Raw genomic sequence first — 9393 nt, 5'->3', positions numbered from 1 at the left:
GGTACGGACGGTCAGAACTTGTTGCGCGGGGTGATGCCCAGGGACATGCCCGACAGGCCGCGCGCACGGCCGCCCAGCTTGCCCGCGATCGCGCGCAGGGCCGCACCGGCCGGGGAGTCCGGGTCGGACAGCACGACGGGCTTGCCCTCGTCGCCGCCCTCGCGCAGCCGCACGTCGATCGGGATCGAGCCCAGCACCGGCACCGTCGCGCCGACCGTCTTGGTCAGGCCGTCGGCGACCTTCTGGCCACCGCCCGAGCCGAAGACGTCCACCATCTCGTCGCAGTGCGGGCACGGCAGGCCCGACATGTTCTCGACCACGCCGACGATCTTCTGGTGGGTCTGTACGGCGATGGAGCCGGCCCGCTCCGCGACCTCGGCCGCGGCCTGCTGCGGGGTGGTGACGACGAGGATCTCCGCGTTGGGCACCAGCTGGGCCACGGAGATCGCGATGTCGCCCGTGCCCGGCGGCAGGTCCAGCAGGAGCACGTCCAGGTCGCCCCAGAACACGTCCGCCAGGAACTGCTGGAGGGCGCGGTGCAGCATGGGCCCGCGCCACACCACCGGGGCGTTGCCCGGGGTGAACATGCCGATGGAGATGACCTTCACGCCGTGCGCCGACGGCGGCATGATCATGTTCTCGACCTGGGTCGGACGGCCGTCCACACCCAGCATGCGCGGCACGCTGTGGCCGTAGATGTCCGCGTCGACCACGCCGACCTTCAGGCCGTCGGCCGCCATCGCCGCGGCCAGGTTCACCGTGACGGAGGATTTGCCGACACCGCCCTTGCCGGACGCGACCGCGTACACCCGGGTCAGCGAGCCCGGCTTGGCGAAGGGCACCTCGCGCTCGGCGGTGCCGCCGCGCAGCGTGGCCGCCAGGTCCTTGCGCTGCTCGTCGCTCATCACGTCGAGGGTGACGGCGACGGAGGTGACGCCCGCGACCTTCTCGACGGCCTCGGTGACGTTGTTGGTGATGGTCTCGCGCATGGGGCAGCCCGACACCGTGAGGTAGACCGTGACGGCGACCTCGCCGCCCTCACCGATCTCCACCGATTTGACCATGCCGAGCTCGGTGATCGGCCGGTGGATCTCGGGGTCGTTCACCGTCGCCAGCGCGTCCAGGATCGCGTCCTGCTCAGGCACGGCGGCGGAGCTTGTGTCGGTAGCCATGCCCCGATGGTACGGCTCGGTAGCAGGCCGCAGGAAAGCCCGTCAGCGGTCGCCTTCGTCACGTTCGGCGGGGAATAGACGGCGCTCGTCCATTTCCTTGATCAGGTCCTGGAACTCGGACCTGATCCAGTCGCGGGTGGCGACCTCGCCCAGGCCCATCCGCAAGGCCGCGATTTCCCGGGTCAGGTACTCGGTGTCGGCGATGGACCGCTCGTTCTGCTTGCGGTCCTGCTCGTGGGTGACCCGGTCGCGGTCGTCCTGCCGGTTCTGCGCGAGCAGGATCAGCGGAGCCGCGTAGGAGGCCTGGAGCGACAGCATCAGCGTCAGGAAGATGAACGGGTACGGGTCGAACCGCAGCCCGTCCGGCGCGAAGATGTTCCACAGCACCCAGACGATGATGACCAGGGTCATCCAGACGATGAACCGGCCGGTGCCCAGGAACCGCGCCACCCGCTCCGACAGCCGCCCGAAGGCCTCCGGGTCGTACTCGGGCAGCAGCGACCGGCGCGGCGCGCGCGGCAGGTCCAGGCGCACCCGCGAGCGCGTCAGTGCGCTCGACCCGGCGCCCGACGACCTCGCCGCGCGCTCGCCGGCACGTTCCGCCGCGTCCGCCGCCAGCCCGTGTTCGCGCGCCTGCATCCGCGCCTGCTCGCGCCGCTCCCGGATCTGCTCGCGGCGCCGCTCGCGCGCCTGCTCGCCGCGCCCCCGGTCGAAGCGTCCTCGCTCAGCGGCCACCGAGGGCCTCCTCGGAATGGAAGTCCGTCTCCCGCCAGTCGTCCGGCAGCAGGTGGTCCAGCACGTCGTCCACGGTCACCGCGCCCAGCAGGGAACCGCTCTCGTCGACCACCGGCACGGCCACCATGTTGTAGGCGGCGAGGTGCGTGGTGACCGCGGGCAGCGAGGCGTTCGGCCGCAGCGGCGGCAGGTCCGTGTCCACGATCGAGCTGACCAGCGTGAACGGAGGGTCCCGCAGCAGCCGCTGGAAGTGCACCGTACCCAGGTACTTGCCCGTCGGCGTCTCGTCCGGCGGCCGGCACACGTACACCTGCGCCGCCAGCGCCGGAGACAGGTCCGCCTGGCGTACACGGGCCAGCGCGTCGGCGACCGTCGCGTCGGGCCGCAGCACGATCGGCTCGGTGGTCATCAGACCGCCGGCGGTGTTCTCCTCGTAGGACAGCAGGCGGCGCACGTCGGCCGCGTCGTCCGGCTGCATCAGCGTCAGCAGCCGCTCCTTGTCGTCCTCCGGCAGCTCCGAGAGCAGGTCGGCGGCGTCGTCCGGGTCCATCGCCTCCAGGACGTCGGCGGCGCGCTCCTCCTTCAGCTTGCCGAGGATCTCCACCTGCTCGTCCTCGGGGAGCTCCTCCAGCACGTCCGCGAGCCGGTCGTCGTCGAGGGCGTTGGCCACCTCGGCGCGCCGCTTCGGCGTCAGGTGGTGCAGTACGTTCGCCACGTCCGCCGGGCGCATCTGCTCGAAGGTGGCGACCAGGTTCTCGGCGCCCTGCCCGTGCTCCTCCAGCGAGAAGCCCGTCACCGCCGACCACTCCACCGTCAGGGCCTCGCCGCGCCGGCGCAGCGCCCCCGACTTGCCCTTCCGTACGAAGATCCGGTCGATCTCCCAGTCCCGGCGGGCCGGCAGCTGCTGGATGGCCACGTCCAGGACGGTGACCTCCTCGCCGCTCGCGACCAGCGTCACCCGCCGGTCCAGCAGCTCGCCCAGGACCAGGCGTTCGGTCGGGCGCTGCTCGAACCGCCGCATGTTGATCACACCGGTGGTGATGACCTGCCCGGACTCCACACCGGTGACCCGGGTCATCGGCAGGAAGATCCGCCGCCGGCTGACGACCTCGACCACCAGGCCCAGCAGTCGCGGCGGGCGGCCGCCGACCCGGAGCATCGCGACGAGGTCGCGGACCCGGCCGACCTGGTCGCCGTTGGGATCGAAGACGGGCACACCCGACAGATGCGAGACGAAGATCCGCGGGGCGCCTGCAACCATCCGAGCGCCTCCTAGTGCGTCGATCAAGAGTCGTGCCGCCCCTCAGGCTAGCCCGTGCCGGGGGAAAGCGTCCTGGTGGGGCGGTCCGCCCGGGGGCCCGTGCACACCGGGGCGCGGTCGCGGGCCGCGATGTACGGGCGGGTACGCTGCCTGCTGCTCGCAGATGTCCGACGAGAGGCACCCGCCCGTGACCGCCTACTTCCCTGCCGCGCGGCTGCGCCGGGCCGCGTTCATCGGTGTGCTGTGCGCGGGCCTCGCCGTCACCGGGACGGGCTGCGGGGAGGACCCCGACGAGGGCACGAACGGCGTCGGCAAGCTCTCCGCCGACAAGATCGAGGCGAAGGCGAAGGCGGCCGCGACGGAAGCCGACTCGGTGCACCTGTCCGGCACGCTGGTGAGCGGCGGCAAGTCCTTCACCCTCGACATGCGGCTCAAGTCGGACGGCGGCTCCGGCGAGGTGAAGTCCAACGACGACACCTTCCAGCTGCTGCGCGTGGGGGAGCAGCTGTACCTCAAGGCGAGCGCGGCGTTCTGGGGCCAGTCCGACTCGGCCGGCAAGCTGGGCGACAAGTTCGTGAAGGTGCCCGAGGGCGACCCCTCGTACAAGCAGTTCCGCGGCTTCACCGACATGGACGTGCTGCTGGACGGGCTGCTCGGGCTGGAGGGCAAGCTCGCCAAGGGCTCCTACACCAAGGTCGGGCACACCCGCGCGGTCCAGGTCACGGCGGACGCGGGCAAGGGCGGCAAGCTCTCGGTCTCCCTGGAGGGCACCCCGTACCCGCTGCTGATGGAGCGGGCGGGCGGCGCCGGGCGGGTGGAACTCGCCGAGTGGGGCAAGACGTTCCCGCTGGAGGCGCCCGCGCAGGACCAGACGGTCGACTACGGCTCCCAGCTGCCGACGACCAAGGATCAGGGTGGCGCCCCCGTCCCGGCGCCCTCCAAGGGCTCCGGCCAGGGCGCGAACCCCACCAAGCCGTAGATCGCGCGGTCGGCGCGCGGGCGGACCGGCAGTGCCGCAGGCGGGCGGGTCCGCTGATGCCGGGGCGGGGCCGCGCGGGGTGGGGCTGGGCGTGCTGGGGCGTCTCCCGGGAGCCGACGCGGCGGGGGCCGGCGGGAGGGGGGAACGTCGTTCGCCGCTCTGCCGGGAGCACCCGGGCACACACCCGTCAACCCTTGCCGGGGGGCGGCTGTCAGCCGCGCGCGGCCTTCCTGCGCTTCAGCAGCAGCTTCGGCAGGCCCGCCGGAACGGCCCGGCGGGTCGTCGCCGGGGACGGCAGCGGGACGGCGACGAGCGAGCCGTCCGGGAGCTGTGCCCGGACCGATTCCGGCTCCAGCCGCAGCAGTCGGCACTCCCGCGCCCACCGCTCGGTCATCTCCTCGGAGTCGGGCGCGTTCAGCCGCTTGCCCTTGAGCTCGGCGACGGCCGCCGCCCACTCCTCGCCCCGCGGCGGGAGTTCCCGTACCGTCGCCGTCCAGGCCACCAGCCGGCCGCCCTTGTCCTTGCTCCGCACGGTGACCTCGGCACGCGCGCCGTCCGCCAGCCCCGGGAACGGCTGCTCGCCGGGCCCGTCGCCCAGCACATGGGCCGCCCCCTCCACCCAGGCGTGCCACAGGGCGCGGTCGGCCCCGTCGCCGCGCACCCAGATCAGGCCGGACTTCTTGGTGGCCTCCTCGACGAGGGCCAGGTCGAGCGTGCTGAGAGTCATGCCGACAGGGTAGGGGGTCGCTCCCCCCGGGCGGGCGGGTGTCCGCGACGGACCGCCGTCACAGCCAGCCGTGACGGCGCAGCGCGCGGTGGATGGTGAAGCAGGAGGCGGCGATCGCGGCCATCACCATCGGATAGCCGTAGCGCCAGTGGAGCTCCGGCATGTGGTCGAAGTTCATCCCGTACACGCCGCAGATCATCGTCGGCACCGCGATGATCGCGGCCCAGGAGGTGATCTTGCGCATGTCCTCGTTCTGGGCGACCGTCGCCTGCGCGAGGTTGGCCTGGAGGATCGAGTTCAGCAGTTCGTCGAAGCCCACCACCTGCTCGTGTACCCGCGCCAAGTGGTCGGCGACATCGCGGAAGTACTTCTGGATGTCCGGGTCCACCAGCCGCATCGGCCGCTCGCTCAGCAGCTCCATCGGACGCAGCAGCGGCGAGACCGCCCGCTTGAACTCCAGCACCTCGCGCTTGAGCTGGTAGATGCGGCCCGCGTCGCCGCCGCGCGCACTGCCCTTGGCAGGGGCGGCGAAGACCTCGCTCTCCACCTCGTCGATGTCGTCCTGCACCGCCGCCGCGACCGCGATGTAGCCGTCGACCACGTGGTCGGCGATGGAGTGCAGGACCGCCGAGGGGCCCTTGGCGAGCAGGTCCGGGTCGTCCTGGAGGCGGTGGCGCAGCCCCTTGAGGGACCCCTGTCCGCCGTGCCGGACGGTGATGACGAAGTCGGGGCCGGTGAAGCACATCACCTCGCCGGTCTCCACCACCTCGCTGGTGGCGGTCAGTTCGGCGTGGTCGACGTAGTGGATCGTCTTGAACACGGTGAAGAGCGTGTCGTCGTAGCGCTCCAGCTTCGGCCGCTGGTGCGCGTGCACCGCGTCCTCCACGGCCAGCGGGTGCAGTCCGAAGGTCGCGGCGATCCCGGCGAACTCGGCCTCCGTCGGCTCGTGCAGGCCGATCCAGGCGAACCCGCCGTCCTCGCGGACCCGGCGGATCGCCTCACGGGGCGTCAGACACGCCGGACCCGGCACCCGCCGCCCGGCGCGGTACACGGCGCAGTCGACCACCGCGCTGCTCGCCGACGGGTCGCGGGTGGTGTCGTAGCCGGGCTGTACGGGGGTGGCCCTGCGCAGGGCCGGGCGAACGGCCGCGCGCAGGTAGGGCAGCATCGACATGGCAGGCTCCTTCTCGCGCACGGCTGTGGACCGTACGGGTGGGAGACCCTCCACCGCGGGCGGGCAGGCCCAGGCAGGGGGAGGGAACAGGACGGGAGGACAACGTTCTGCCGTCGCTCTTCTACTGATCGGCGGATCAGACGGATCGAGCAGATCAAAGGGGGCGGGAAGCGCCCGTAACAGAAGTGGAAGAGCGATTGGTACTGCACGATCGACTTCGGTCCACCGCAGCCCCACCTCCTCCGGCCGGTCCCCCGTGAGGGACGTCCTGTTGCCGGGGCGCTGAAATACCGCTTCTGCGTGCGGCCCCGAACAGCTGTCAACACTATCAGCCGACGGATGGTCAAGACCCGCCCTTTACCCGCCTGATACGAGTTCTATGCTCGCTTCATGGCAGAAATTCTGGCCCTCGTGGAGGCCCGGCTGCGCACGGCGTTCGGTGAACCCGACGCACGCGCCGCCGTCACCTTCCTGGGCACCGACCGCATCGAGGTACTCCGTTTCGCCGAGGGTGACCTCGTGCGGTACGCGACCCTCGGGATGTCCGCGCACCCGATGACCGATCCGACCGCCGTGGTCGCCGACCCCGTTCGGGGCCCGCGAGCCGAGCTCGTGCTGACCGTACGGGCCGGACTCGCGGCCACCGACAAACTCCTGCGGCCCCTCGCGGTGCTGGCCGCGTCCCCCCAGGTCGAGGGGTTGATCGTGGCCCCCGGGGCCTCGCTGGACGTGGGCGAACCGCTCTGGGACGGGGCCCCCTTCAGCTCCGTCCTCGTGGCGGAACCCGGTGGTCTCGTCGAGGACCTGGAGCTCGACGAGCCCATGGATCCGGTCCAGTTCCTCCCCCTGCTGCCGATGACGGCGAACGAGGCCGCCTGGAAGCGCGTGCACGGAGCGGCCGCCCTGCAGGAACGCTGGCTCGCGCGCGGAACGGACTTGCGGGACCCTTTGCGTAGCGCCGTCGCACTGGACTGAGGGCCCGGACGGGTGAGCGTGCCTTGACTGGGCGCCGGGCGGGGAGGAGCGTGGCTTCCTATGAGGGGTGAACCAAGTTGCCCGAAGTGCGGTGGCCGGGTCAGGGCGCCCGGACTCTTCTCCGACTCCTGGCAGTGCGCGGTGCACGGCGCTGTCCACCCCCTGCAACCCGTCATCCCACCCAGTGTCGAAGGCCTGAGCGTGGTGGTGCACCGGACGCGGGTGCCGGTGTGGATGCCCTGGCCGCTGCCGGTGGGGTGGCTGTTCACCGGCGTAGCGTCCGCAGGTGACGACCGCAGCGGCGGCCGGGCCACGGCGGTGGCCTGTTCGGGTCCCGGCCCGCTGGGCGGAATCGGTGAGCTGCTGCTGATCGCGGAGGAGCTGGGCGTCGGCCTGGGCGCGCGGTACGCGGGCATCGACGGCGTCGACCCCGGCTCGTCCATCGACGTATCGGCGCCGCCCCACGCCAAGGTGGTGGCGGCGGGCCGGCCGACACCGCTGTGGCACGTGAAGGGCGGCCCCGACGACCGGGCCGTCTTCGCCGGCGAGGCGTGCGGCCTGTGGCTCTGGGCGATCGTCTGGCCGGAGCAGTCCGGCCTGCTGATGTACGACGAGCTCGTCCTCACCGACCTGCGCGACGCGGGAGCCGAGGTCGAGCTCGTTCCGTGCGGGGCCCTGAGCCCGCGCATCCTGGGTCCTGCCTGAGGGGCCCCGCGGCCCGGTTATCCTGGAGTGTCCCCCGTACGTACGACCCATGGAGCCAGGCTGTGCGCATCGACCTGCACGCCCACTCCACGGCCTCCGACGGTACGGACACCCCCGCCGAACTGGTGCGCAATGCCGCCGGCGCCGGGCTGGACGTGGTCGCGCTGACCGACCACGACACCGTGCGTGGATACGGCGAGGCCCTCGCGGCCCTGCCCGCCGGACTGACGCTGGTGACCGGGGCCGAACTCTCCTGCCGGCTCGACGGCGTCGGCGTGCACATGCTCGCGTACCTCTTCGACCCCGAGGAGCCCGAGCTGGCGCGGGAGCGTGAGCTCGTCCGCGACGACCGCACCCCCCGCGCCCGGACCATGATCGGCAAGCTCCGGGAACTCGGCGTCGACGTCACCTGGGAGCAGGTGGCCAGGATCGCCGGTGACGGCTCGGTCGGGCGGCCGCACATCGCCACCGCCCTCGTCGAGCTGGGCGTCGTACCCACCGTCTCGGACGCCTTCACGCCCGACTGGCTCGCCGACGGCGGTCGCGCGTACGCCGAGAAGCACGAGCTCGACCCGTTCGAGGCCGTGCGCCTGGTCAAGGCGGCCGGCGGGGTCACCGTCCTCGCGCACCCCGCCGCCGCGAAGCGCGGCCGGTGCGTCTCCGAGTCCGCGATAGCCGAGCTGGCGACCGCGGGCCTGGACGGCATCGAGGTGGACCACATGGACCACGACACCGACACCCGCACGCGGATGCGCGGCCTGGCGGCGGACCTGGGCCTGCTGGCCACCGGATCCAGCGACTACCACGGCAGCCGCAAGACCTGCCGGCTCGGGGAGTACACGACGGACCCCGAGATCTACGGCGAGATCACGCGCCGTGCGACGGGGGCCTTCCCGGTGCCGGGCGCCGGCGGACGCGAGCGCTGACCGGCCGGATCCGGCCCGCTCCACCCGTCCCACCCCTCTTCTTCGCGACACCCCTCTCTTCTGCAAGGCATCGCTGTGTTTGATTTCGCCGTCTTCGGATCCCTTTTTCTCACCCTTTTTGTGATTATGGACCCGCCGGGGATCACGCCGATCTTCCTCGCGCTGACCTCCGGCCGCCCCGTCAAGGTGCAGCGCCGCATGGCCTGGCAGGCCGTCTGCGTGGCCTTCGGCGTCATCGCGGTCTTCGGTGTCTGCGGCCAGCAGATCCTGGACTACCTGCACGTCTCCGTCCCGGCGCTGATGATCGCCGGTGGTCTGCTGCTCCTGCTCATCGCCCTGGACCTGCTCACCGGCAAGAACGACGAGCCGAAGCAGACCAAGGACGTGAACGTGGCCCTGGTCCCGCTCGGCATGCCGCTGCTGGCCGGCCCCGGCGCGATCGTGTCGGTGATCCTCGCCGTCCAGAAGGCCGACGGCGCCGCCGGACAGGTCTCGGTCTGGGCCGCGATCGTCGCCATGCACGTCGTGCTGTGGATCACCATGCGTTACTCGCTGGTGATCATCCGGGTCATCAAGGACGGCGGCGTCGTGCTCGTCACCCGGCTCGCCGGCATGATGCTCTCGGCGATCGCCGTCCAGCAGATCATCAACGGCGTGCTCCAGGTGGTCGGCGCGGCCTGAGGCCCGGCCGCCCCTGCCGTACGCGGCCGCTCATGCGAACGCCCCCGCACCGGAACGG

At 71.9% G+C, this 9393-nt stretch carries 10 protein-coding genes; 5 read left to right on the top strand and 5 right to left on the bottom strand.

The genetic code is table 11. The features are described from left to right. Window positions 1-11: 11 nt before the first annotated feature. The 3 genes from ACWGIU_RS19660 to ACWGIU_RS19650 form a co-directional block, all read right to left on the bottom strand. Window positions 12-1127, bottom strand: coding sequence for an Mrp/NBP35 family ATP-binding protein (locus tag ACWGIU_RS19660; protein ID WP_453707486.1), 1116 nt, complete (start codon window positions 1125-1127; stop codon window positions 12-14). 87 nt (window positions 1128-1214) lie between these two features. Beyond that, entirely contained in the window at window positions 1215-1811 is a 597-nt protein-coding gene (locus tag ACWGIU_RS19655; protein ID WP_453707484.1) for a DUF1003 domain-containing protein, read from the bottom strand. A gap of 85 nt (window positions 1812-1896) precedes the next feature. After that, on the bottom strand, window positions 1897-3168 hold the full coding sequence (locus ACWGIU_RS19650; protein WP_266604616.1) for a magnesium transporter MgtE N-terminal domain-containing protein: 1272 nt from the start codon (window positions 3166-3168) through the stop codon (window positions 1897-1899). 163 nt (window positions 3169-3331) lie between these two features. Between ACWGIU_RS19650 and ACWGIU_RS19645 the strand changes: the two genes are divergently transcribed. After that, the gene (locus ACWGIU_RS19645) at window positions 3332-4147 is read left to right on the top strand and encodes a hypothetical protein (protein WP_453707482.1); all 816 of its coding nucleotides are present in this window, start codon (window positions 3332-3334) and stop codon (window positions 4145-4147) included. A gap of 211 nt (window positions 4148-4358) precedes the next feature. On the opposite strand, the gene ACWGIU_RS19640 is transcribed toward ACWGIU_RS19645, so the two are convergent. After that, complete coding sequence (locus ACWGIU_RS19640) at window positions 4359-4874, bottom strand: hypothetical protein (RefSeq protein WP_453707480.1); 516 nt, start codon at window positions 4872-4874, stop codon at window positions 4359-4361. 58 nt (window positions 4875-4932) lie between these two features. Beyond that, window positions 4933-6048, bottom strand: a complete 1116-nt coding sequence (locus ACWGIU_RS19635; protein ID WP_453707478.1) for a magnesium and cobalt transport protein CorA — start codon at window positions 6046-6048, stop codon at window positions 4933-4935. A gap of 390 nt (window positions 6049-6438) precedes the next feature. On the opposite strand from ACWGIU_RS19635, the gene ACWGIU_RS19630 reads away from it, so the two are divergent. The 4 genes from ACWGIU_RS19630 (at window position 6439) to ACWGIU_RS19615 (ending at window position 9335) form a co-directional block, all read left to right on the top strand. Then, window positions 6439-7023 (top strand): suppressor of fused domain protein, encoded by a 585-nt coding sequence (locus ACWGIU_RS19630; protein ID WP_314243712.1) that lies wholly within the window; start codon window positions 6439-6441, stop codon window positions 7021-7023. 60 nt (window positions 7024-7083) lie between these two features. Continuing rightward, on the top strand, window positions 7084-7728 hold the full coding sequence (locus tag ACWGIU_RS19625; RefSeq protein ID WP_453707475.1) for a DUF6758 family protein: 645 nt from the start codon (window positions 7084-7086) through the stop codon (window positions 7726-7728). A gap of 62 nt (window positions 7729-7790) precedes the next feature. Beyond that, window positions 7791-8654, top strand: coding sequence for a PHP domain-containing protein (locus ACWGIU_RS19620; RefSeq protein WP_453707473.1), 864 nt, complete (start codon window positions 7791-7793; stop codon window positions 8652-8654). A 75-nt stretch (window positions 8655-8729) separates the two neighbouring features. Further along, complete coding sequence (locus ACWGIU_RS19615; RefSeq protein WP_453707471.1) at window positions 8730-9335, top strand: MarC family protein; 606 nt, start codon at window positions 8730-8732, stop codon at window positions 9333-9335. Window positions 9336-9393 lie beyond the last annotated feature (58 nt).

The organism is Streptomyces sp. NPDC054840, from assembly GCF_053611065.1.
The sequence above is the reverse complement of the archived record's forward strand: the minus strand, read 5'-3'. Positions and strand labels throughout refer to the sequence as shown.

Bases quoted from the DNA above. Each gene is read 5' to 3' on its own strand.
- ACWGIU_RS19655 (WP_453707484.1), bottom strand. From the start codon at position 1,811: ATGCAGGCGCGCGAACACGGGCTGGCGGCGGACGCGGCGGAACGTGCC.
- ACWGIU_RS19625 (WP_453707475.1), top strand. From the start codon at position 7,084: ATGAGGGGTGAACCAAGTTGCCCGAAGTGCGGTGGCCGGGTCAGGGCG.
- ACWGIU_RS19645 (WP_453707482.1), top strand. From the start codon at position 3,332: ATGTCCGACGAGAGGCACCCGCCCGTGACCGCCTACTTCCCTGCCGCG.
- ACWGIU_RS19640 (WP_453707480.1), bottom strand. From the start codon at position 4,874: ATGACTCTCAGCACGCTCGACCTGGCCCTCGTCGAGGAGGCCACCAAG.
- ACWGIU_RS19635 (WP_453707478.1), bottom strand. From the start codon at position 6,048: ATGTCGATGCTGCCCTACCTGCGCGCGGCCGTTCGCCCGGCCCTGCGC.
- ACWGIU_RS19650 (WP_266604616.1), bottom strand. From the start codon at position 3,168: ATGGTTGCAGGCGCCCCGCGGATCTTCGTCTCGCATCTGTCGGGTGTG.
- ACWGIU_RS19630 (WP_314243712.1), top strand. From the start codon at position 6,439: ATGGCAGAAATTCTGGCCCTCGTGGAGGCCCGGCTGCGCACGGCGTTC.